The sequence below is a fragment of the Martinezella paranaensis genome (genome assembly GCF_014200235.1).
In the GTDB taxonomy this organism is placed as follows: Bacteria; Pseudomonadota; Alphaproteobacteria; order Rhizobiales; family Rhizobiaceae; genus Rhizobium; species Rhizobium paranaense.
Genome location: NZ_JACHBI010000008.1, coordinates 46,800 through 70,579 on the forward strand (window position 1 = coordinate 46,800; position 23,780 = coordinate 70,579).

Annotated in this window: 19 protein-coding genes and 2 pseudogenes; 8 read left to right on the forward strand and 13 right to left on the reverse strand. The window is 57.2% G+C overall.

Annotated elements, in window-relative coordinates:
• Positions 1-5: 5 nt before the first annotated feature.
• Both GGD50_RS19660 and GGD50_RS19665 read right to left on the reverse strand, forming a co-directional pair.
• The gene (locus GGD50_RS19660; protein ID WP_183938709.1) at positions 6-689 is read right to left on the reverse strand and encodes an amino acid ABC transporter permease; all 684 of its coding nucleotides are present in this window, start codon (positions 687-689) and stop codon (positions 6-8) included.
• Positions 686-1,801: a mannitol dehydrogenase family protein gene (locus GGD50_RS19665; RefSeq protein WP_183938710.1), complete on the reverse strand. Its 1,116-nt coding sequence runs from the start codon at positions 1,799-1,801 to the stop codon at positions 686-688. Before GGD50_RS19665 ends, GGD50_RS19660 begins: the two co-directional genes overlap by 4 nt.
• 211 nt (positions 1,802-2,012) lie before the next feature.
• Here GGD50_RS19665 and GGD50_RS19670 point away from each other — a divergent pair, with 211 nt between their 5' ends.
• Positions 2,013-2,909, forward strand: coding sequence for a GntR family transcriptional regulator (locus GGD50_RS19670; protein ID WP_183938711.1), 897 nt, complete (start codon positions 2,013-2,015; stop codon positions 2,907-2,909).
• Positions 2,910-3,333: 424 nt separating this feature from the next.
• On the opposite strand, the gene GGD50_RS19675 is transcribed toward GGD50_RS19670, so the two are convergent.
• The 4 genes from GGD50_RS19675 to GGD50_RS19690 all read right to left on the reverse strand — a co-directional run bounded on the left by GGD50_RS19675 (position 3,334) and on the right by GGD50_RS19690 (position 7,435).
• Positions 3,334-4,020 carry a class I SAM-dependent methyltransferase gene (locus GGD50_RS19675; RefSeq protein ID WP_183938712.1) on the reverse strand — a complete coding sequence of 229 codons (687 nt, stop codon included), beginning with the start codon at positions 4,018-4,020 and terminating at the stop codon, positions 3,334-3,336.
• A gap of 158 nt (positions 4,021-4,178) precedes the next feature.
• Positions 4,179-5,198, reverse strand: a complete 1,020-nt coding sequence (locus tag GGD50_RS19680; RefSeq protein WP_183938713.1) for a sensor histidine kinase — start codon at positions 5,196-5,198, stop codon at positions 4,179-4,181.
• The gene (locus GGD50_RS19685) at positions 5,198-5,902 is read right to left on the reverse strand and encodes a response regulator (protein WP_183938714.1); all 705 of its coding nucleotides are present in this window, start codon (positions 5,900-5,902) and stop codon (positions 5,198-5,200) included. Before GGD50_RS19685 ends, GGD50_RS19680 begins: the two co-directional genes overlap by 1 nt.
• Positions 5,903-5,947: 45 nt before the next feature.
• Positions 5,948-7,435, reverse strand: coding sequence for a DUF4153 domain-containing protein (locus GGD50_RS19690; RefSeq protein WP_183938715.1), 1,488 nt, complete (start codon positions 7,433-7,435; stop codon positions 5,948-5,950).
• A gap of 328 nt (positions 7,436-7,763) precedes the next feature.
• On the opposite strand from GGD50_RS19690, the gene GGD50_RS19695 reads away from it, so the two are divergent.
• A complete protein-coding gene (locus tag GGD50_RS19695; RefSeq protein WP_183938716.1) occupies positions 7,764-7,934 on the forward strand; it encodes a hypothetical protein in 171 nt (56 codons plus the stop codon).
• A 143-nt stretch (positions 7,935-8,077) separates the two neighbouring features.
• Positions 8,078-9,181: a porin gene (locus tag GGD50_RS19700; RefSeq protein WP_183938978.1), complete on the forward strand. Its 1,104-nt coding sequence runs from the start codon at positions 8,078-8,080 to the stop codon at positions 9,179-9,181.
• 241 nt (positions 9,182-9,422) lie between these two features.
• On the opposite strand, the pseudogene GGD50_RS19705 reads toward GGD50_RS19700, so the two are convergent.
• Positions 9,423-10,096 (reverse strand): annotated as a pseudogene (locus tag GGD50_RS19705) (VIT1/CCC1 transporter family protein).
• A gap of 226 nt (positions 10,097-10,322) precedes the next feature.
• A complete protein-coding gene (locus tag GGD50_RS19710; protein ID WP_183938717.1) occupies positions 10,323-10,631 on the reverse strand; it encodes a PepSY domain-containing protein in 309 nt (102 codons plus the stop codon).
• Between the two features lie 491 nt (positions 10,632-11,122).
• On the opposite strand from GGD50_RS19710, the gene GGD50_RS19715 reads away from it, so the two are divergent.
• Entirely contained in the window at positions 11,123-13,201 is a 2,079-nt protein-coding gene (locus GGD50_RS19715) for a putative bifunctional diguanylate cyclase/phosphodiesterase (RefSeq protein WP_246451366.1), read from the forward strand.
• Between the two features lie 259 nt (positions 13,202-13,460).
• Here the strand turns inward: GGD50_RS19715 and GGD50_RS19720 are convergent, their stop codons facing one another.
• Entirely contained in the window at positions 13,461-14,333 is an 873-nt protein-coding gene (locus GGD50_RS19720; protein WP_183938719.1) for a TIR domain-containing protein, read from the reverse strand.
• 202 nt (positions 14,334-14,535) lie between these two features.
• Here GGD50_RS19720 and GGD50_RS19725 point away from each other — a divergent pair, with 202 nt between their 5' ends.
• Positions 14,536-15,786, forward strand: a complete 1,251-nt coding sequence (locus GGD50_RS19725) for a sensor domain-containing diguanylate cyclase (protein ID WP_183938720.1) — start codon at positions 14,536-14,538, stop codon at positions 15,784-15,786.
• Positions 15,787-15,929: 143 nt separating this feature from the next.
• Here the strand turns inward: GGD50_RS19725 and GGD50_RS19730 are convergent, their stop codons facing one another.
• Positions 15,930-16,949 (reverse strand): LacI family DNA-binding transcriptional regulator, encoded by a 1,020-nt coding sequence (locus GGD50_RS19730; protein ID WP_183938980.1) that lies wholly within the window; start codon positions 16,947-16,949, stop codon positions 15,930-15,932.
• A gap of 253 nt (positions 16,950-17,202) precedes the next feature.
• A pseudogene (locus GGD50_RS19735) lies at positions 17,203-18,409 on the reverse strand (ABC transporter substrate-binding protein); the annotation flags it as partial.
• Positions 18,410-18,695: 286 nt separating this feature from the next.
• On the opposite strand from GGD50_RS19735, the gene GGD50_RS19740 reads away from it, so the two are divergent.
• The 3 genes from GGD50_RS19740 (at position 18,696) to GGD50_RS19750 (ending at position 22,114) form a co-directional block, all read left to right on the forward strand.
• Entirely contained in the window at positions 18,696-19,685 is a 990-nt protein-coding gene (locus tag GGD50_RS19740; RefSeq protein WP_183938721.1) for a tagatose kinase, read from the forward strand.
• Complete coding sequence (locus tag GGD50_RS19745; RefSeq protein WP_183938722.1) at positions 19,682-20,950, forward strand: class II D-tagatose-bisphosphate aldolase, non-catalytic subunit; 1,269 nt, start codon at positions 19,682-19,684, stop codon at positions 20,948-20,950. The genes GGD50_RS19740 and GGD50_RS19745 overlap by 4 nt, the downstream gene beginning before the upstream one ends.
• A gap of 228 nt (positions 20,951-21,178) precedes the next feature.
• On the forward strand, positions 21,179-22,114 hold the full coding sequence (locus tag GGD50_RS19750) for a sensor domain-containing diguanylate cyclase (RefSeq protein WP_183938723.1): 936 nt from the start codon (positions 21,179-21,181) through the stop codon (positions 22,112-22,114).
• A gap of 44 nt (positions 22,115-22,158) precedes the next feature.
• Here the strand turns inward: GGD50_RS19750 and GGD50_RS19755 are convergent, their stop codons facing one another.
• Together GGD50_RS19755 and GGD50_RS19760 are read right to left on the reverse strand one after the other, a co-directional pair.
• A complete protein-coding gene (locus GGD50_RS19755; protein ID WP_183938724.1) occupies positions 22,159-22,374 on the reverse strand; it encodes a hypothetical protein in 216 nt (71 codons plus the stop codon).
• Between the two features lie 152 nt (positions 22,375-22,526).
• Positions 22,527-23,567 (reverse strand): AraC family transcriptional regulator, encoded by a 1,041-nt coding sequence (locus GGD50_RS19760; RefSeq protein WP_183938725.1) that lies wholly within the window; start codon positions 23,565-23,567, stop codon positions 22,527-22,529.
• Positions 23,568-23,780: the final 213 nt, after the last annotated feature.

The following is a 23,780-nucleotide window of genomic DNA, read 5'->3' on the forward strand; positions in this document are numbered from 1 at the left end:
CCTCGTCAGATGGCCGTGCCGAGCGTGCGCCGGCGGGGGAAGATGACGAGGCCGAACAGGACGAACGCCATTCGCACCACGAAGGAGAGGGCGATGTAGAGAACCCCAGTGACGATATAGGTCTCGAAGGAGCGGAACGTATCCGACTGGATGCGGTTTGCCACCGCTGTCAGTTCCTCGGCGGAAATCTGCGACGTAATCGATGAGGCGAGCATCAGGAGCACGTACTGGCTGGTTAGTGCTGGATAGACCCGCTCTATTGCCGGGCGAATGACGACGTGCCAATAGGTCTGAGCGCGCGTCAGGCCGAGACATTCGGCGGCTTCCAACTGCGATTTATGGATGGATTCGAGGCCCGCGCGCACGATCTCGCAGGTATAGGCGCCGACATTGACCACAAGGGCCGCGACGGCTGCCGTGTTCGCCGTTACCTTAAGACCCATCGAGGCGAAGCCGAAATAAACGAGGAAGATTTGCACCAGCAGGGGTGTGTTGCGGATCGTCTCGACATAGATCGCCACCAGAATTTTCAGCCAGGAAGGGCCGTCTGCCCGCGCGATGGCGCAGAGCGTACCGACGACGAAACCGAAGATCGTCGCAAGCGCGGAGAGCTTCAGCGTAAGCCAGACACCCTGCAAGAAGGCCGGCCAGTAAGGCAAGAGGGCCGAAAAGTCGAAGGTGTAGCTCATATCGCTGCCCTCTGCCGGGAAACGATGGAGGAAAGGACGGGCGCCTGTGCGTTGGTCCAATCAAGGAAGGCAGCGATACGCCGCTCGACCTTCAGTGCATGATTGCCGGCGATGTCGGCAATGCGGTGATCAAGATAGGGATTGCGGAAACGGTCCATTGTGGTGGCAACATAGGCGCGTGCCGCGTCCTCCATGCCGCGTGCGGTGAAACCGGGCAGGACTTCGTCGCGGTAGATCGCCTCGAGGCGCGGGGCGATGCTGGGGTCGGCGAGGATGGCGCGCACGGTCTCGTCCGCCGGACGTCCCTCGTACTGCCAGATATCGGCAAGCACGCTGTGGCCGAGATTGAGGATGTGCAGCTTTAGCCGCTCGTAGGGTTCCAGATCATCTGTCAGCACGATGGACGGATGCTCACAAGGGAGGTGCAGGCTCGGCGCACATTCGATCGCCCAGAGAGCATAAGGTTCCGCCACGGCACCCGCAGGCTCGATCGGCTCAGAGACGATACGGTCGACCAGCGTGTTGGCGAAGAGCACATCTTGCTCGAGGAAGCGCATGAAATCCGCAGGGGCATTGGCCGTTGCTGCCAGCTCTCGCACAACGGCCTTCAACACCGGCCCGTTGCGGTTGATGAGTTCGCAGGGCAGCACCGTCAGCGGTCGTCCGCCGCGCTGCCAACGGGCGTAAAGAAGCTGGGCGAGCTTGCCGGGAAAGGAGGCAAGTGGCGTGTCAGCCCCGAGGCCCGATGAGGCCTCGCCAGGGGTGACCGCATAGCCGGCATCACCCGTGTTGGAGAGGACGAAATCGGCCTTGTCTGCAAAAAGGTCGACGACCTCCGCCCAGTCGCGGGCGGTCGAAAGGCCGCGCGACACACTCTTCACCGCTACGCGGCGTTCGACGGCCGTGCCGTTCTCAAGGCCGCGGATGACGACAGGAAAGCCCGCCGGATCGGAAAAGGCCGCAAGGCGACCAGCTCGTTCTGCCGATCCTGAGGTCTGGACGATGACGACAGGCGGTACGTCCTGACCCGCTTCCCGCGCCTCATGCAGGAACAGATCCGCATGAGCCTGGAGGAAACGGCTCGTACCAAATTGGAGAATGAGCCCGGTCATCGGCATGATACCGGAAGGCCGCCAGTGTGGGACGCAGGACAGGGATAGGAAAGGGTATAAGGATGCCTCACGCATCCACTATCTGCTTGCATGAACTCCTCCTTCCATACAGCAGGTCTGTTTTTTTTGTATAAAAGACATTATTCTGGCGGGCAATCTGTTTTTTTTATAAAAAAATCACAGAAAAAAACAACGCAGCCGAAGGGGCGGCATGAAAACGAACACGCTTTACAAACGGACATTCAATCAATGTCTCGACGTTCTGGCACGGGCTTCGCCGGGCTCGGCACTTGCGTCGGAGCCGACACTTGCGTCCGAACTCGGTGTCAGCCGCACGACGCTACGCGCCGTGCTCGCAGAGTTTGCGAACAGCGGTATCGTTGCGCTCAATGGCCGTTCAAAAGTGCTCCTGCGCCGGCCGCGTGCAGAGGATTATCTGTCGGAAACCGACCTTGGGCCATTGGCGGAAATTGTGGAGCGCAAGTTCATGACGTGGATGGTAGGGCCCGACTGCCGCCCCGGCCAGAGCGTCAACGCGCTTGATCTCGCCCGCCAATTCGGCGTTTCCACCACCGCAATCCGCGAATGCCTTAACACGTTCAGCCATTTTGGCCTGCTGGAGCGGCAGAGCAACGGACGCTGGAAGGCGCTCGGTCTCACCGTGGATTTCGTGGCCGAGCTTTTCGACATGCGTGAATTCATGGAATTCCGGGCAGTAGAGCGTTTCGTAGCGCTGCCGCGCGATCATGTCGCCTGGCGTATGCTGGCGCTGCTCGAACAGGAGCACCGGGAAATGCTGGCCGACATCGACCGGCGCTACCGCGATTTTTCCGATCTCGACCACCGCTTCCACCGGCTGGTCAACGGTACGGCCCCCAATCGGTTTTTTATAAATATCCAGGGCGTGATGTCAGTGATCTTTCACTACCACTATCAATGGAACAAGAAGGACGAGCGGCAGCGCAACCACGTCGCGATGAACGAGCATCTCGCCTATATCGCGGCGCTAAAGAGTGGAGACTTGGAACAGGCACGCCAGGCCTGCGGCCTGCATCTGAAGACCGCCCGCTCGACTCTTCTTGCCTCGGTCGAGATCGCTTCAGATTGACCCCGTCGTCAGACGGGGATTCGCGCAATAAATGCCTAGCCAACTAGGCCATTCCACACAGGAGGAAGACCTCAATGGCAGTCGACAAAAAGACAGGCCGAGCCAAAGCTATGAAAAAACGGCACAATCCTCGTCTTCCATTTTTGACGCCCGCCCTTCGATCTCTGCGAAGGCCTCGTGGAAGATGATGAGTTTGCGCGCCTGCGCCATCGCATATTCCGTATAGAAACCGTCTGAAATCCAGATGCGCGAGCGCCCTCCGCTACCCGTGCCGGCGATAGCCTCTGGGACATTACCACGGACCTCGGCGTTGGGCGCGCGGGGCCGGCACGGATCGACTAAGCTTTTGTTGAATGCCAGCGACTTGAGCGCTGATTGGAAGCAAGGGAAAGTGTAAGCGTCGAGCTGGTGAAACGCAGCTCTGTTACGGCTTGACCAAGCGAAAGACGATCTTCGTCTGGGTATAGTAGTCGAGGGCGTCGGCAAAGTCTGGCGTCCAGGTGCTTTCGGAATAGGGAAGGAAGCCGTCGAACTCGAGCTTGCGTGCGGAGACCGTGAAGCCGGTGGTCTGAAACACCTTCGCATAATCCGTGATGGAACGATCCTGGACGACGGTGTTGGTGCGTTCGGCGACCAAGGTCCGCCACTTCGGCCAGAGTGGATTGTTCGTGTGGCAACCGGTGACCGCGTAGTAGACGCCGCCCGTCTTCAGCGAGCGGAAGATGTCCGTAGCGTGGGCCGCGATATCTGGAATGAGGTAGATCACTTCATGGCTGATCGCCAGATCGAACTCTCCGTCCCATCCGAGAAGCGAGCTGCCGACCTGGTGCTGTACCGGAAGATTTCCTTTCAAGGATTCGACCCGTGCGATCGAGGCTTCGGCGATGTCGATGCCGAGCGCCTTCTGAAACGGCCGCATGGCGTAAAGATGCCGAAGGAGACCGCCTTGATTGCACCCGAAATCAAGCACGCTTTTGGCGCTCAGGTCCTTCTCGACGATCAAGTCGATCAGGTGCCGCCAGATTGGCGCATGCCAGTCTGCCATCTTATCTTCCGCGTCCGGATCGATGTACCAGGTGCTGAAGGCGGCGTCGGTCTTATCGGTTGACATGGTGCTCCTCATGCAAATCAAGCTTCAATTCTGCCAGGATCGGCTTAGCTTCCTGACCCATTCTACGAGGTTTGAGTAATCGGCGATGCCGGTCCGATCAAGTCGAATGCCCTCTGTGGTGGCACGGACATGAACCCAGACGCGGCCATCAGTTCCAATTATTTCATGCTGTGAGCAATTGGGATGGCGACCTCAAATTCCGTGCCGCCGATGCTGTCGTTCAACTTTATTGTGCCGCCATATGCCCCAAGCATCGTGCGGACGATGTCGAGCCCCATGCCCGTTCCGCCGTGTTCGCGCCGGGTGGAGAAGAACGGTTGGAAAATCTGTCCGCGATTGGCGTCAGAGATGCCGCTGCCGTCGTCTCTCACGAGCAGGGTGACCTTCTGGTCGCTGGCGGTCGCAGCCAGAGTTAGTCGCACCGCGCCATGCTGAAGTGCGTTCTCCGCGAGATTGGCAAAGACGATGCCAGCGGCCTCGGTTGGCAAAGCGAAAGTAAGTTGCGTGTTTCCGTCGATGGCAACATCCAGTGCCGGAAAACGCTGACGTAGAATGGATACGATGCCTTCAACGCTCATCTGACCTTTGGCTATCGGAAGCTCCGCATGCGCAAGCTCTCGCAACCTTAGCAAAAGCGTATCAAGTCGCTCGGCATCGGCGATGATATTGCCAAGGAAACGCAAGCGCTGAGCCTGCGACATTGGTTGGCCGGCATCGTCGTCACGAAGCAACTCTGCGGCACCCCTGATCGCCGTCAAAGGAGACTTGAGTTCGTGGGACACATGCGCGGCAAAGGAGCGGACATACTCGGTGCGATCGACCAGCTTGCCGGCGAGGTCCAGGAAGCTCTGCGACAGGGTAGCGATCTCTTGTGTGCCATAGCTCTTGAGCGGTCGGATGGCAGTTTTGCCTCCACGGGCGATTTCGTCCGTGCGAACGATGAGGGCGTTGATCGGCGCGGTGACGGCGCGTGTCAAGACGTAGGCGACCGCCAGGGTCAATCCCAAGACCACGACAAGCGCGCCGATTTCTGAGGGCGCCAATCGGGCCGAGGTGCTTTCCATGGCGCGAAACCAGACAATGATCAGGGTTGGCAGCGCCATGACGGCGAGCAGCACCGCATAGACGATAAGTGCAAGCGGCGGGCGCCATTTCGTCTTGACCTTGGGCGTCCGCATCAGGCTTTCCTCGGGAGATCACCGTTCAGCTTGAAACCGATGCCATGAACGGTCGTGATTATGCCGGACGCCCCAACGGCTGCAAACTTTGCCCGGATGTTGCGGATATGGCTATCGATCGTGCGATCGGCCACATAGGTGCTGGCGCCATATGCCGCCTCCATCAACTGTTCACGGCTGAACACCATGTTGGGGCGCGAAAGCAGCGTGTCCAGAATGGAGAATTCAAGCGCGGTTGCCGCGATCATGGTGTCACCGAAGGTCACTGCCCTGGCAGCCCGATCAAGCCTGAGGTCTCCTGCGACCAATACGAGCTCACCTATGTCCGGTTTGTCGCCATCGCCGCTGCGCTTTAGGATAACTTTGACGCGCGCGACCAGTTCGCGGGGACTGAATGGCTTGGTGACATAGTCATCGCCGCCGATCTCAAGGCCCAGCACCCGGTCGATCTCCTCGTCTCTTGCCGACAGAAACAGGATCGGAAGCCCCGACGTTCTGCGTATCTGGCGGCAAACCTCCAAACCGTCCATGCCAGGCATGCCGATGTCGAGAACGATGAGGTCGATGCCGCCGCGATGGAAGGCCATCATCGCCTCGCTGCCGTTCCGGGCGATCGTCGGCATCATGCCGGCGCGCTCCAGGGCGAAACAGATGACGTCGCGGATATGGGGTTCGTCGTCGACGACAAGGATGCGCTGCGCCATGTCCGGCCCCTAAAATACTCTTTTGTCGGTCCTATCCTTCTCCGTTTATCTTGCATTGGTGGCAGATGAGTAAAGATAGGCTTCAATCCGCGCCGCGCGGAATGTCCAGCTTCGCCAATCATGGGAGCGGCGTTCAAAGTCATGGGCAAGCGATTGTCTGATCGACTGCGCAGCACGCATTTTGTCTACGGCATCGTGGGGCAGCGAGGAAAGGTAGTTGTCGAGCGCTGGGATAGCCGATGGCCCCAATGAAGACAGGTAGTCGACGTCCAGCGGCACGCCTTCGTGCGTTAGCTCCTGGCAGTGCGCAACATTAAATGGCGCAATGAAGGCCGGAAAATCGATGAAGGCACTGAGATAGAGGACGCCTGCCAAGATCGCGATATTCATGGCGTTCAGCCATTCATTGGACCGGTTCAACAGGATGCGCAACCAGATCAAGACAAGGCCAACGGCGACGAGGCCCATCCATATCCCGGCGGCAACCCGCAATTCCGTCAACGAGTACGCCTCGACGTACAGTTCAAGCCGCAGGATCGACGACAGGCAGAGAAGGATATTCTGACCGATCCAGACATGAATGAGGCCGCGAATTAAAGGAATCTTATTTCCCGGGCCATCCCGGCGCATGGCGAGAAGAACGAAACCGGCGGCAAGCAGCGCGGTGGCGATCAGGGGATAGGCGCCGCGATGAGCATAATCCGCATGGCTCATGCCATCGGGCAGCGCTGCGCCACCCCAGAGATAGATGAGGTCGAGCAGGCTCTCCACGGCAAACAACGCATTGAATAGGATAAGGGAGCGCAGCAAGGAGCCCTGGTTGAGAAACTTGTTCTCTGCATGGTCCGGAGCCTTGCGATCGGCCGTGGCCCTTAGCGTCCGGCGCGTCAGTCGCGGTCGCAGCATGGCCCACACAAACGCCGCTACGCTCACCCAGAAGCCGATGCGCCAGAAATCCATAAATGGCAGCAGGAACGCGAAATCGATGTCGTGAAGCACGTGCTCTATCAGCGGATTGGCTGTTGCGAAGAGGAACAGGAAGATGGATGCGAGAATGAGCGGCACCATCCAGGTGCCTAGATATTGCCGGGTCGCGGTAAGGATCGAGCGTTCAGTGTGCGAGTTGAGATACTTTCGGTAATCCTGCACAAGCCGTATCGGGACAACGAGGACAAAGCGGCAAAGCACTAGGGGAAGACGGGTTAGCCGCCGGGGTACGAGCTTCGCGTTCACAAGCGCGACACACAGGATCGCGCCAAGTGAGACGGCTATCCCCATGAGAGAAGGAGCCTCGAGCAGCGGTGCTGAGGCGAATGCGGAAATGCCCAGGCACCAGGCCGCCGTCGAGAAATGCCGCTGCTTTGCTGCTGATACGAGAATGGCGGCGGTAACCAAGATCGCAAAAAGGAAAAAGTTGAGACCAGGCGTTTGGCCGAAGATCAGGAAATCCGAAAGCACCACGACCGCGACGACAATGGCGAGCCGGTTGGTGCTGCGTGGACGGACATTCCGGTAGTCCAATTTATCTGTCATCTGCACTGAGATTCTCTTTCTGACATTTCGCTTCGGTTCCGACGAGCGTGGCCGCTGGGACTGGGCGAGGATTGATCCAGCTAGCCCGGCAATCGTCTGTCAGCCACCATCCATCATTGCGGATGCGATCTGGAAGGTTTGAGGATGTGGCGTGCGGCGGGGTGTTGTTTTTGATCATGGCAACACATTGCCGGGCTCGTTTGCAGATTTTGTGCAGGGCGTAAGGAGGACTTCAGGAAAATGCGACCTGTTGGGTGTCCTTTTGCACCGAGCGACCGAAGGACGGCAGTAGCCTCAAAATTGGAAGCAGGTGCGGGGAGCCAAGTCGTTGAGCGCTTTGCAATCGGAAAGCAAAGCGGCGCTTGATGCAGCTCCCGATTCGGGATTTCAACTGAAACAACAAGCTAAAGCTGCCGGCAAGCTTTCGTCGTTGGGATCTGTGCTGGAGATGGAGCCCCTCGTGGACACGAGGCGAGCTTTGCTATTTGTGATTGTTTAGCAACGCCTAAGATTAATCCGGCATCCCTCTGCAGGTTGCGTATTTGTGCCAGTTGTCAAGCAAACAGTGGCGATGCAAGCTTGGCAGGTTTGGGGACTGCTTCGTTTTTACGTGGTATGTCATTTAAGCAGGGGGAGCCTGTAATGAAGATCAGTCGTACTGTTGTCTGCGGTTCTTTGTTCGTTGTCGCGGCGCCCAGCGCGTATGCTGCGGATGCGATCGTAGCTGCCGAGCCGGAGCCGCTTCAGTATGTCCGGATCTGCGACGCCTTTGGTCCTCGCTATTTCTATATCCCGGGCACCGAGACTTGTCTCAAACTCAGCGGCAAGGTGAGGACGCAGGGCGAATGGTATGATGCTTATGATCCTGATTCCCATTTCGGAACGCGTTGGCGTGATCGCGTCGAACTGGGCATTGATACGGCAACGGATACGGAATACGGCCCGCTGAAGACTAACACCATTCTGCGTTGGGAATCTCGCGAAGGCACGACCCAGGAGAAGCTCCTATTTGCCAACATCAGTTTGGGCGGGATCACGGTCGGCAAGCTCGATTCCCAGTTCATTTCCTTCACCGATTATGCCGGCAACGTTGCGAACGACGACGTTGTCTATGATGGTCCGTATGAGCTCAACCAGCTCACCTATAACTACGATGCCGGCAACGGCTTCACCGCTATGGTGTCGCTGGAGGATTCCAACTCTTCGGACAACGCCACATATTTTGGTGATGCCGATCCCGCTGCGACACACGATTGGGTGACGTCAAAGGCTGACCACTATGCGCCGGATGTTGTTGCTGGCGCCGGCTATAAGGGTCAGAACTGGGGCTTTAAGGTCGTCGGCGGCTATGACTCCATTGTCGAGGAAGGTGCGATCAAGGCGCGTTTCGATGCCGCCTTTGGAGACGTTAAGGCGTTCCTGATGGGCGGCTGGAATACCGATGGCGACAAGCTCAACAAATATGCCGGCACCAATCTTGCCAGCAGCGCCTGCCCGGTTGACCGCGCAGATTGCGGCTGGGGGGATTGGGCGCTGTGGACGGGCTTTACTGCACCGATTTCCGCCAAGCTTTCGTTCAATGCCCAAATTGCCTACACGGAGTCCAAAATCTTCGCCGGAACGGCGAACGTACAATGGCATCCAGTCGAGCATCTGCTCATCCAGCCCGAACTCTCGTACACGAATTGGGATGCGGCCGATAAGGATCAAGTGGCCGGTATCTTCCGCTTCGAACGGGAATTTTAGGCCGGAGGCAGAGTCGAGGCCAAAATCTGCTCTGGTCCGACCCGCGATTGTTGAATTGGCCACCGACGACCCTTTGCGATTTCGAATGCGTGGCTTTTGCGTTTGAGATCACGAGCTTTCTTCACCTCCTAGTTCGGGCCGTCGGATGAGGCGCTCGTGACCTTCTTCCGGCAGACAGCCTTGCCGGAGTAAAGCAGGAGCGAAGCAACACGTATCTCGTCGGCCGGGCCAGGGTTTGACCTCAGCCACCGAGGGCGACGGCTATTCCGACCAATACCAAGCCGAGACACGTCATCGTGATCCCCGCACGAAACGGCTTGGCATCTGAAAAGCTTGCCCATGCAAACCCGTCATGAAGAGCAAGATGATCAGAAACAGGTTGCTGGCTCTCAAGGCAAGGTTGGCATTGTCGATGAGAAGGAATGGGACGACCGCCGGAAAGGAGGTCGCCGACACCAAAAGGAAGACCGCGATTGCTGCAAGCAGGTCACCTTTGGACAGAGACAGCTTCACGGGATCTGCGCGCTTGGCGAGCGCCAGGAACGATCGATAGAGCGCGTCTGCATCCGCAGCCTTTGGAGAGAGCGACACATCTTCGATCGGAAACTCGCTCGCCAGGACTGCAAGCGCCTGGGATTCGCTCCGCGCCGCCTTGATTTGGCGAAACAGGCGCAAACGCCTGCTCTTGTAGAAGACAGTCCCCAGGATGAACAATATGGCATCAATGATGCCCCAGGCGACATTGCAGCCTATCGTCGCCACGATCAACTCGCGGACATTCAATCCCTCTTCCGCAAAAAGCAGCCTGGAACCCACCGTAAAGGTCAGCGCCATGATCAGCCCGAAAAGCACCTCGCCGAGTGCATCGCCCGGATCGATGATGTCGGTGATACGATGAATGAGGTTCGATGCCATGGATCACTTCCTCGAACATCCCTCGCATTTTGCCGGATTGAATATGGCACGCCGGCATCGAGCTAGGAAGAAGAACTACGGCGTCTATGTCGAGGATGCCAGCCCGGCAAGTTAGGTGTCGGCAGAACGTCCGATCGAGGGGCGTGGAGTTCCCGAGCAATTCCATCCCGCTGTGGAGATCAGCTTTGTTTGCGGTACGAGCCGTTAGGGTCGGCTAGCGCCGATCCTATTCAACCGAAAGAACTCGGCCCGTTTGCCGATCAATCACGACTTTTATGTCGTCATCGTCACGGTCCACGCCGCGGATGATGAAGACATTTTCTCTTCGGGTGACGCTATCCACGTCCTGCACGCCTTCGCGCCGTGCTATGTGAACCGCTTGGCGCTCAGTAATACCCATGTCGCGAGGCGGCGGCTCAATGCCGGGATTAACATGCACACCACCAGGACCGATCTCAATGCTTTGTGAGAACGAGGGTGTTGCTGACAGGATGATTGCTGTTGCAATTGCCGCTATGGCAAAAACCTTGAACATGGCGCCGTCCGAGAAACTACATAGTGATGTACTTCCTTCGCTGTTTCAGGGGAAATAATCAAGGGCGCGATTGGGCCTTTGATGGAGCCGTCTACTGTTCGGAGCGTGACGTCAGTAACTGCAGTCATGGACGATGCTCGCAATTTCCTGCGCAAGACTATCCACTTCGCGAAATACGATCCAAATCGCGCAGCAAGTTGTATCCCGCTGGGCTAAATGTTGCGTTTTGTTAAGGCTGCCTGGTGTCAACTGCAATGTGCTCACTCTTTGTCTTTCTTTGATCGACGAAGCTGCGGGCTGCAATTGCCGCTCAAATGAATTGTGCGATTCTTCCAGATGAAAGTCCGATAGGATGTATGACGCCTCCTGTCCCCGCTGCCGCCAGGAGAATCCGTATGGTCAGCCCTTTTCTCTCGCACAAGCTCGACTGGCAAACGAACGGCTTGCTTGAGATCAGCGATCCAGTCGCTTCGCCCAGCGTGATTTCCGGCATGGCCGACTTTGGCCAACTGCGGGCGCTTGCGGAAGCGCATGAATTTGCGGAAACGATCATCGCCACGATCCCCGACATTCTCTTTGAGATGGATCGAAACGGGCGGTATCTGCAGGTCTGGACGAAGCATCCGGAATTGCTGGCTGCGACCAAACAACAACTGCTGGGCAAAACGGTAAACGACGTCCTCCCGCCCGAGGACGCGGCCGCCGCGCTGCGCGCTGTCCGCGAGGCAGACGAGAAGGGCGTCAGCGATTGCCACATCATTCGCATAGTCCAACAGGACGGAGAACCCCGATGGTTCGAACATCATGTTGCAAAGAAAGCGGGCAGTGAAACATCCGCTCCAACGTTTCTGGTTCTGTCGCGGGATGTGACCGAACGGAAACTCGGAGAGCATATTCTTGACGAGGCGCGAACACGCCTCCTCACGGTGCTCCAGACCATACCCGACATGGTATGGATGAAGGATATGGAGGGCGCCTATCTTCTTTGCAATCATGCCTTTGAGCGTCTGATCGGCAGGCCGGCGTCCGAAATTGTCGGCAAAACGGATTTTGATCTATTTGATGCCGACGTTGCACGCCTTCTCCGCGAAAGGGAGCTGGCGGCGATCCGTGCCGGTGGCGTCGTCATCAATGAGAAATGGGTGACACACCACGACAGCGGACAACGCATTCTTCTGGAAACACGGAAGGTTCCAATCATTGGCGCCGGGGGGAAGACGACGGGTGTTCTTGGCGTGGCCCGCGACATTACCGAGTTGAATGCCTCCCGCGAAAAAATTCACCGAATGGCCTTCTACGATTCGCTGACGGACCTGCCCAACCGGGAACTCTTCTATGAGCGGCTGCGGCAAGCCATGGCAGGTGTCGAGGCCCACCACCAAGTGGTCGGCGTCATGATGATGGACATTGACCATTTCAAAGCTGTCAACGACACGATGGGACATCCCGTCGGCGACGAACTGCTCTGTCAGGCGGCCAGACGCTTCCAGGCAAGCGTGCGCAGCGCCGATACGGTGGCACGTCTCAGCGGCGACGAATTCGCCATCCTTCTGCCGGACATCCGGAAAACGAATGAATTGGCCGACATCGCCACCAGGATGCTCAAGACCTTCGACGAACCCTTCGTGCTGGACGGCAGGGAAGTCTTCGTCTCATGCAGCATCGGCATCGCGCTTTATCCCGACCACAGCACCGATGCAAACGATCTCGTCAAATATGCCGATTCCGCAATGTATTTGGCAAAGCGTCTTGGGCGGGGAGGCTTCCAATTCTATTCGAGGCAACTGACGGCGGACGCACAGCACCGCCTGATGCTGGAATCGGAATTGCGCCGGGCCATCGAGCGCTGCGAACTGGAAGTGTATTACCAGCCCAAGGTGCTCGTCGAAAACGGTATGATCGTCGGCTCGGAGGCTCTTCTGCGATGGCATCACGGAAAGATGGGCATGGTTCCACCAGTTCAGTTCATTCCGATTGCCGAGGATACCGGATTGATCGCGGATTTGGGGCGATGGGTATTTCGCGAAGCCTGTCGAACCGCGGCAGAATTGAACGCCGACAGCCCAGCGTCTCACAAAGTGGCAATCAATGTCTCATCCAGGCAGTTCCAGCGATCTGATCTCTTGGAGATGGTAACCGAGAGTCTTAACGAAACCGGCTGCCGCCCCGAATGGATCGAAATTGAAATCACGGAAAGCCTTCTGCTCGATCAGCAATACGAAACATTGGCCACTCTTTGCGCCCTTCGGACGAAGGGAATCTCCATTGCCATCGATGATTTCGGTACCGGCTATTCGGCGCTGAATTACCTAGCTCGCTTTCCTATCGACACCCTGAAAATCGATCGATCATTCATCAGCAGTGACGACAAGCGCAGCGCGGAACTTGTGAAGGCTATTCTCTCGATCGCTCGCTGCCTTGGGCAAGGCGTGGTGGCGGAAGGTGTCGAGACCGCCGAACAGGCGGCGTTCCTGAGGGCGAACGGATGCGACGCGGCACAAGGGTTCTTTTACAGCAAGCCCTTGCCAAAAGCCGAATTCGTAAAGCTGCCGCAGTTTTTGAGCGCTTGATCGGGATTGTGGTGGATGAACGCCGCTCGCTCGGAAGGGCAGGCGTTTCTGGTCTGCCGTCGTCTGCCGTCGGAGCTTTGAAGATCACAGAAATGGTAAGTAATGGCTAACTCTTGATGCCGATGACCAAAAAGATCAAGAGTAACAGTCTTTCGCCACTGATCCAGAGCTTGGCCGCAAATCAAAACAGTAGGGCACACGATGCGAGTTATCGACAGGCCCGCAACGATCCGACAGGTCGAGTGGAGCCATCTGTCAGCTAAAGAAACTGAACTCTCTCGGTGATTGCGTCGGCAATTTCGCCGGGGCTGAAGTCTCGAGCATCCAGGTACCCATCGGCCCCTGGAATGCCGTCGATATCGCCACGGTCCAGCAGAATATACATGACGCGATCTTGCTGTCGTTGCGCCGCGATTTGGCGGATAGTGCTCCATTCCATGCCGCACCATGTCTTGGACTGATGATCGGAGCCGACAAATAGGACAATCAGCTTGGAGCGGTTCTGATAAATGTCCTGCAGCAGGAGGTCGGCTGCTGGCCTCGCCAGTTGTCCCTGGTAATTGTGGTCGTAAAAATAGGAATGAGGACCGATGTGCTTTTCAAGCTGAGCGGCAACTTTTGCGACAAAGCTCGTTGCTTCCTGAGGAAACGACAAGCCGACGTCAAAGCGATGAGAGTTTATGTTCACCGCGCGGCCCACAGGGTTCGTCCAGGAGGGGAGTGTGAGCCCCAAGAGCTGCAGCTCTTTGGGTAAGTTTACGTCCTTCACCGTCCAATGCGTGCGGTTCATTTCCCAATCGCCAAGGCCGAGGATAAAATGTTTATCCACCATGTCGTGCCAAGTGAGAAACTTTGGAAGGGGCTGGATCTCATAGTCGACGTGAACGCGCCTTTCCCGAACGGCGATGTCGCGGATAACGCCGAATTGCGGCGAACGCTCACGGAAGGTCTCATGCGCAAATATGGTCGGCAATCGCATGAGCTGCAGCCGTGAGGCTTCCGTTGTTACGTCAAATTTGTCGGCTATCGTTTGTTCTGTGTATTCAAATATGCTGACGCAACGACTCAGATCGATGTCCAATGGCGTTCCGTCCCACGGTTGTTCTCTTCCGGAGACGATCAAATTATACATGCCGTCCTCCCATCATTTGACCCTGGACTGCACTGTTATTCCTGTGAAAAATAAACCGAAGGTGCCAGAAAGTCACGAGCTTATGAACGCTGAGATTGAATGTTCAGCGACGCTCGCCGTAGTTGGCGGTCGCCCCTTGTTATCGCGTCGTTTTTCGTTAACACCATGCGACGGGGGATGAGCATCCACTGGTTTAAAGGTAATGGCGACCGTGCAAGCATTTGGCAGACCTTCCGCGAAGCCTGCGCAGCAGGAAGTGGTCAGGCTAGCCGCACTTGAAGAGCTCGACCTGCTTGAGACACCCCGGGATGAAGGTTTCGAACGGCTCGTCCGACTAATCAAGGAGATTTTTGCCGTCGAGATCGGCATCGTTTCGTTAATCGACGCCCATCGCCAATGGTATAAAGCCTGTTCGGGCATGGGCGTTGACGAAGTTCCGAGGCAGGACACATTTTGCCGGTTCGTTCTCGACGATGAAGCGCCAATTATCGTTCAAGACGCCACGAAGGATTCCCGCTTCGCTCAAAATTCGGCAGTAACAGGCGAGGCTCACATCAGGTTTTATGCCGGTGTTCCATTGGTAACGCGGCAAGGGCATATCGTCGGAACGGTTTGCGCGATCGACCGCAGGCCGAGATCCTTCGACGAGCGGGATCTTTCGATCCTCAAAGAACTGGCCGGGGCAGCGATGGATCGCATCGAGCTTGTCCAACACGCCACCACCGATAGCCTCACCGGCGCTCTCACGCGACGAGCCTTCAAGGAAGAAGCCGACCGCCTGATCGCGCTTGCGGTCCGACATCGGCAAGATCTCTCTTGTCTGGTTCTCGATATCGATCATTTCAAAGCGGTGAATGACACTTTCGGGCACGCCTGTGGTGACCAGGTGCTCCAGCGCGTTGCCTCCGCCTGCCAATCTGAAATCAGACGCGGCGATCCGTTCGGCCGGCTTGGCGGCGAAGAATTTGCCGTCCTGCTTCCTTCCGTTGATAGCGACACGGCGTTGGCCGCCGCACAGCGGCTGAGGGCCGCTATATCCTCGCAGTCAGTCATGACGAGCAGCAGGCCGGTCAATACCACCGCGAGCATCGGCGTGTCATCGCTTTCAGCCGCGGGCGAGAACATCGAGACGCTGCTGGCGCAGGCCGATGCGGCAATGTACAGGGCCAAGCAGACAGGCCGTAACCGCTGCATTGCCTGGCATGCCTTGGGAGTCGATGGTTCGACGCCCCGCAGACGGGTGCTGAAGGCCGGATCGATCATCTTCGATAACCGACGCTCGGTCATCGAATGCACCATTAAAACACTTGGCGAGGAAGGCGCAGGCCTTACGGTCTCGAACTCCATCGACATACCCACGGAGTTCATCCTGGCCATCAGGGGGGACGCCTTCGAAATCAATTGCCGCGTCATCGCCCGCGACAGGCAGCACCTTGAATTAAGCTTCGGCTAGTACTGTTCAGAGCTTCACGGAATCGCTGAACTGCTCTATCTCTTTGTTTTCACGCAATTCCGGACGGAGAGCGGCTCACGCACTTTTCCTGGAATTGCTCTAGCGTCGCTATTGCAACCGAAGCCTATCAAACTCTGCCGCGATCATGCGGACTCCCGAAGCATCAGATCGCCGGACAACAGGAAGCGACCCGTAGCGCTGAAGTTCTCTCTGTCCGAATCGGCCTCACCGAGCATGACGAGAAGCATGTTCACGGCGCGGCCGCCGATCTCGCTGACATTTTGAGCGACCGTGGTTATCGGCGGGCAGGCGTATCGCGACAAGGGATGGTCGTCGTGGCCGGCTATTCTGAGGTTTGCGTTACCCCCATGGCCAACCTTCAGCCCTAATTTGTAGGCGGCCGCGATCGCGCCGAATGCGATACGATCGTTGGCGCAGAGGATGGTCTTAGTGGGCAGGCCGCTTGGACTTCCTGCAAGACGCATGGTTTCCTCGAAGCCAAACCGTTCGAAGTCCCATGTGCGGACCTTCGGCACTGGCAGCACATGTGGCGTCATTCCGAACTGAGCCATTGCATCCAGATACGCATTCTCGCGTGTCCTTGCGTTGGTATTGACGTCCGGCATGCCGAGATAGCTTGGGGGCTCTCCGGAACGGCATAGGTAGTCGACGATAAGCCGGAAGCTCTGCGCATTATCGGTTCCAACGAATGCGGATGTGTCGTCCAACGGCGAGTCCACATAAACAAGGGGAACGCTCTGCCCATACTCGGCCAGAGTTTGCCGGTGAGACTCCACTCCCAGCGGCGCAATAATAGCGCCTGCCACATTCAACGATTTGAGGGTGCGGATCGCCCTGTCCTCGAGATCGGACTGGCCATCCGTCGACAAGACAAGCGGGAAGAAGCCCGCTTCCGTCGCCAGCGCCTCGATCCGCCGCGTCAGCGCCATGTAGAAGGGGTCGATCGAACTCGGAATGATTATGCCAACGATATTCGTGCGTCGGCGATTGAGATTGACCGCGAAAAGGTTCGGCCGGAAGCCGGACTTTTTCAGCGCGACCTCAATGGTTTCCCGCGTCTTCTTTCGAACGGAGCTCGGATCGTTGAAATACTTGGATACGGTAGGACGGGATAGACCGACAAACTCTGAAAAGTCCTCCATCGTTTTGATCGGTTTCGGCACGACCCATGTCTCCTGACGTTGCCACAGAGTCTCTATCCGACTCTCTTCTGATGGAAAAGAGAGTTCCCCCCGATCGGGAGAAACTGAGAGTCAATCCGCCACGAACTGCACCTTCATCGTGCGTGATCCGCCGCCTTTCTCGAAGAAGGGCAGGATCTCCGATAAGGGAAGCCGATGCGATATCAGCCGCGCCATGGCGCCGGTGTCGCTTTGAGGCAGCGAAAGAGCCTCTGGCCTTTTTCATCTCGCGCTCGACCTGCTTCTGGGCATTGTCGAGTGCAGCATCGACACTTTGCTGACCGGCGAGAGCCGAGGCGATCTGCTGACCGACGAGCGTGCCGATGCCCTGGAATTCAGGGATCGCAACGAACTGGACGCCGGTGTAGGGAACCGGATCCTTGGTCGGGTGCGCGGGATCGGCGGAAAGGATGGCCTTAACCACGGTACTCGCGAACGGAGCTGCCTTCTGATATTCAGGCAGCTCATAGGTCGACTTGCGGGTGCCGGGCGGAACCGCAAGCCAGCCCTCCTTTTCGCCCACCATCTTCACATACTGTTTGGAGGTGGCCCATTTGATGAGGGATTTCGCGGCTTCTTCTTTCGTGGAAGACGTCGGGATAGCGAGGTTCCACGACCACGACCAGCTTTATCCGTTCGGCGTCACGTTGACCGGAGCGCGCGTGAACGCAATCTTGTCCGGCACTTGGCTCTGCTTGGGGTCGTAGACGCGGCCGGCTGCGAAGTCGCGTCGATCCACATCGCGCAATGGCCAGTCGAGAACAGAGCCTGGTTCTCGTTGAAGCCGTTCGAGGTCACGCCGGGAGGGCCGTCCTTCTTCCTAAGGTCGACGTAGTCGGCGATTGCCTTCTTCCATGGCTCGGAGTTGATCTGGGGCTTCCAGTCCATATCGAACCAACGGCCGCCATAGGTATTGATCATGGTTCCGAGGAATGCCATGTTCTCGCGCCAACCCGGCTTGCCGCGTAAGCAAAGACCGTACTGCTCCTTCGACTTGTCGGTGAGCTTGTCCGCGAATTCCTTGATCTGATCGTAGGTTGGCTGATCGGGCATCTTGAGCCCCGCAGCGTCGAACAGATCCTTGCGGTAGAGGGTAAACGAGCTTTCGGTGTAGAACGGAATGGCGTAGAGCTTACCGTCAACGGTCAGACCGGATTTGATCGGCGCAAGCAGATCGCCATAGTCGTAGTCGTCGCCAAGGTCGTCGATCGACTGAAGCAAGCCCTTCCTGCCCCAGATCGGCGCCTCATAGCCGCCGATCGTCATGATGTCGTATTGGCCGCCCTTGGTTGCGATATCCGTGGTCAGCCTCTGCCGCCGTTGTTGACGGTAGCGATTGTTAACTCTTCGGCTTGGGCAAGGCCCGCAGCCAAAACGCATTCGGCGACGGACGATAGCAATGCTCTCAGAAAATTCCCCATTGCCTTGCTCCTACGTTTACGAGCGTAATCGTACAAACTTACGTGCGTAAACAATAAATCCATCACTTATGGCCTGCTTGTCAACAAAAAGACTTTATCGGAAACCGGCTGGACTCCTCGGTATCAACGTAACGATTTGAAATATTGTAGCGAAATTTTATAAAGCACCGTTGCTGCCAGAATTTGCAGCAAAATCCGTGCGCTCAATAAGTTTTCGCGCGTCAAATTCGTATTTGACACGGCTACTTACGCCGATTATCCAGACTCAATAGTATGGAGGACGAACATGGCTAAGCCTGCCGGAAGACTAGCCCCTGAAAATCTAGGGCCAACGATCACCGTCGGTGAAATCCTCGTGGAACTCATGGCAACCACGACAGGCTTTGGTTTCAAAGAAGCGCAGACCCTGTATGGGCCGTTTCCGAGCGGAGCGCCTGCGATCTTCATCGATCAAGTCGCCCGCCTGGGCGGCGCGGCAGGAATTATCGCAAGCGTTGGCAATGACGATTTCGGAGCCTTGAACGTCGAACGACTTCAAAACGACGGAGTCGATACGTCCGCAATTTCGAAATCGACGGATCGTCCGACAGGCAGTGCCTTCGTCCGCTATCGAGACGACGGATCGCGAGACTTCATTTTCAACATCATGCATTCGGCCGCAGGCTCGATCGAGCTGAGCGCTCAGGCAAAGGCGCTCATCGCCCGAGCCGGTCATGTTCACGTCATGGGATCAGCTTTTGCGATACCCGGAGCGGGCCTTGCGATCCGGACTGCAATTGAGGCCGTGCGTGAAAGAGGCGGATCGGTCTCATTCGATCCGAATGTCAGGAAAGAGCTCCTCGGAAGTGGGAACCTTCGGCAACAGTTCGAATACATGCTTCAAAATGCCGATCTGCTTCTTCCGTCGGGAGAGGAACTTTTCGTTGCCGCCGGGACTGAGGACGAGGCCACCGCAGTAACACACCTGCATGATCTCGGCATCGATGAGATTGTTCTCAAGCGTGGCAAAGATGGCGCGACCTACTTCGGCGCCACAGGCGCGCGATATGATTTCCATGGCTTTGTCGTTGAGGAAGTCGATCCTACCGGGGCAGGTGACGCTTTCGGAGCAACCTATCTCACATCGCGGCGTCAGGGACTTGGGCCAGAAGTCTCACTCGAGCGGGCGGCGGCGGCTGGAGCCCGCAATGTAACCCTGCAGGGACCGATGACGGGTCTTCCGAACACTACCGAACTCGACACATTCATTGCGTCTACTCCACGGAGAACAAAATGAGCGCTTTTCTTCGAAACCTCGCCGCGGCTCGACATGCAGGGCAACCGGTTGGAATAACCTCCGTATGTTCGGCTCACCCGTGGGTACTCGATGCAACCATGTCTCTGGCTCGCAAAAACCCGGGGCCGGTGCTCATCGAGGCGACCTGCAATCAAGTCAACCAATATGGTGGATACACCGGCAAAACTCCCGCCGCCTTCGCAAAAGAGGTCCTCGAATTGGCAAGGGCCAGGGGTGTCCCGACATCGGACCTCATCCTCGGCGGTGACCATTTGGGACCGAACCCGTGGCGCAAGGAGACTTCTGCAGTCGCTATGGCGAAGGCCGAGGAAATGGTCGCGGCCTACGTGAAGGCTGGCTTTACAAAAATACACCTCGATGCCTCCATGCCATGCGGCGACGATCCCAAGGTACTCGGTGACGCCATAGTCGCCGAGAGGGCAGCAAAACTTGCCACGGTCGCCGAGCGTGCTGCGAAGGAGATCGGAGCGCGACCGCTTTACGTTCTCGGAACCGAAGTCCCCGTGCCAGGCGGTGCGAACCACGCCCTTGATATCGTGGAGCCAACGACGGCTTCGGACGCGCAGGCAACGATAGACATCCACCGCGAGATTTTCACGCGCAATGGCCTTTCCGAGGCGTTCGATCGCTGCATCGCATTTGTCGTCCAGCCTGGGGTCGAATTCGGCAATGAAAACGTTGTGCCCTACAAGCCCGAACTGGCCCAGGAACTCACCAAGGTTCTCGACAAGGAAGACAAGCTAAATTTCGAGGCTCACTCGACGGATTATCAAACCGAAGCATCGTTGGCCGCTTTGGTTCGAGACGGCTTCCCGATTCTGAAGGTCGGACCAGGCCTCACATTCGCGCTGCGGGAAGGCCTGTTTGCCCTCGATTTGGTCGCGACAGAATTGAACCGTGGGTACTCAAGACGCCTCGCCTCCACGATGGAGCGGCTCATGCTGGAGAACAAAGGCGACTGGCAGGGTCACTATCATGGTAGCAACACCGAAATCGCTTTGCAGCTCCTCTATAGCTATAGCGACCGCATCCGCTACTATTGGGGTCTGCCGGCGGCGGCAGACGCAGTCCGAGAATTGGAAGACACGCTGCGGGGTCGCGCCATCCCGGAGACGCTGGCAAATCAGTTCCTTGGACGCATTGCCGACAAGATTCGCCCAGGCGATGACGTTCCGACCATCGTAAAGCTTTATATCTCCGATGTGCTCGACACGTGGGGCCGCGCGTGTCGCTCCATAACTTGATTTTCGCCCGGCAGCTTCCTCTCCAAGCCCCTGACATGGCTGGATCACGGCGAAGCGCATTGCCGGCGCAATTCCCGACTGCATGTGCAAACAGACGGTCCTGACAACTATCGACGCCATCGAGCTTGACCTGATCATCGTTGGACGACAAAGTTCTAATAGACCTGAGACGCCTCGAACCGCCCGGCTTCAGGAGAACATGCAACGAGGATTGTCAAAGTCGATTCAATGGATAGCGACATCAGCCGACTATTTGAACTATTCGAGACCGCCGTTGTTCTTGTAGCTGCCTACGATGAATTTGACCGGTTGCGCTACGCGAACAAGGCGTTTCGGGCGGCCTTTTTCATCGAACCGGATGGGACGCCTTTCTGGCCAGATCTGATGCGGCGGAATTTCAATGCTAAACGCGGCACCGTCATCCACGCTACAGACTTTGACGAATGGCTGATCTCCACTCAATCCCGACGCGGCAAGGTCGGCTTCAGAGCCTTTGAGACGGATCTCGTTGACGGACGTTGGCTTTGGATGACCGAGATGGTCCAAAAGGATGGGTGGATGCTGTGCGTCGCCAGCGATGTGACGGCTTTGAAGGCAAAGTCGCGCGCCGTCCGGCAGGACCGGGATCTAGCGATAAAGGCCTCCTATACCGACGAACTGACCGGTATCGCCAATCGCCGCTTCGTCACCGCCCGGGTCGAAGACATGTTGCGGCAGCGACAGGACGCTGAGCCATCGTTCGGCTGCCTCTGCGTCCTCGATATCGACCGCTTCAAGAGCATCAACGATCAATTCGGCCATCAGACCGGCGACCTGGTGCTCAAAGACTTCGCAAAGCGGGTTCATAGCCTGGTCCGGCGCACTGACTGCTTCGGACGCATAGGCGGGGAGGAGTTCGTGCTCACGCTCCCAGCCACACCCATCGGTCAGGCGCACTTGATCGTTGAACGGATGCTCGTTTCCGTTCGCAAAGCCAGGCCACTGCAGGAGCATCCAGACTTTCAATATACATTTTCGGCAGGCCTAGCGTGCGCCCAGCCGGGTGACACAGCCCTCAGCCTTTATGCCCGCGCCGACCGGGCACTCTATATGGCAAAACTTGCCGGCCGCGATCGGATTCACGCGGAAGATTCATCTGACGATCGATCCGCCAATGCGGTATGAGGCTAGCCTTGTCCGACAGCGCCCTTTGACGCAATCGAGAGCATTCACCAGTTGCCGGGGTCTGCGGTATGATCGATGCTGGCAAATTCTTCTGCCTTCGCCCGATCCAGGATTATGCTTGTGGTGGACTTTGACTCATCCACTACGGAAAAGCGAAGGGGTGGCGGTCGTTTCGTCAGCTCCTGGTACAGGAGCAGAGCGGCCTCTTCGGCGGTATCGGCTTCGATTTCGGTTGTGACGATAACGTTGAACTTTCGCATCTCAGTTCCCTTATCTGTGCACCGCCGATCTTAGCATCACTTCGGAAGACCGTCGCCTGCCGCCGAAGCAACGACCGATTTCACGTCAGGGGAATCCGCTTGATCATACCTTCTTTGACGATGAGATCTGGGGGCCTCTGCGCGCTGCGATCTTATGCCATCTCAGCGAAGCCAAAAGTGGCCCGCAAGCGCGTATCCTTCGGGCTTTCCCCAAAGACGCTGCGATAGGTCGCAGAAAATCTTCCCGCGTGAAAGAAACCCCATCTGGTGCAGATGTCGCGAAGACTTTGCTGATTCAAGGGATCTCGTAGCTGGTCGTGAACGGCCTTCAGCCTGATCGTGCGCAGGTAAGCGCCCGGTGACGTTCCCCTGAAAGCCTTGAAGCCCGTTTGCAGGGCGCGGATTGAAATCCCGACGTCATCCGCCACCATCGACATGGTGAAAGGCTCGGCAATATTGGCGTGCATATAGTCGATGGCGCGCCGCACATGCCAAGGCGCGACCGTCGACGTCTTCTTTTTTTCGAAATGTCCGGAAAGCCGATGCTGGCCAAATCGAATCACAAGGTCCGCGAGCGTCTCACTCATCGTCGACACGGCAATCGGCGAGGATAGAAGCGGGCCGCCATTGCGCATGCCCTGCATGATCGTTTGCGCCAGGTTGCCAATAAGCCGGCCCGATGGTGTTGCGAGGTCGATGACGGGCTCGAGGTCAAGCGATTCGAGGGTCGGCGTTTCCAGAAGCGAAAAAAGCGTTCGCTTCACCACTTTCCAATCGAGGAAAAGAGCGTCCGAGCAGTGAGGGTAGCCTTGGACAAGACGATTGCCAGCCTCATGGTTGTTGGCCATGAGAATGCGACCCGGTCCGCCCTCGACCGTCCTCTTATCGATGGTCAACCGAAAGGATCCCGCGTAGGGAATGTAAAACGCAAGATGCTGCGGGGTTTCATTGAGCGTTCGAATTTCCCAGGAGCTCTGATAGGTTGAATGAATTGCCGTAAGCGTCCCGCTTGTTCGCAAATCCGCTGCCCAGCCAAAGGATCGATCATTGCTCAGCGGCTTTGCGCCAAAAACACCATAGCCCGTCGTAAAGGCTTGTACCATCGACTCGAAATCATTGCCTTCATGTGTCGGTGCGAAGCCGTAATCGGGCTCTCGAGCGCGTGCCGGATTCTGAGATGTCAACCATGCCATGCAGTTCGGCTCTCCCTCATTTCCACAACCCCGTTGCCTACTCGCCCTCTCCTATCCTGCACCTGGACTCGGTCCCCTAGTCTCCGCTAAATGCCGCCACCTCGGCTGGCTTGACCGGTCTCGATAAGCTGAGCACGACGTACAAATTGAGGATCAATCCTTGGTCTGATAGGCTAGTTTCACACCTATAGTGTAAATCAAAATGATCCGAAA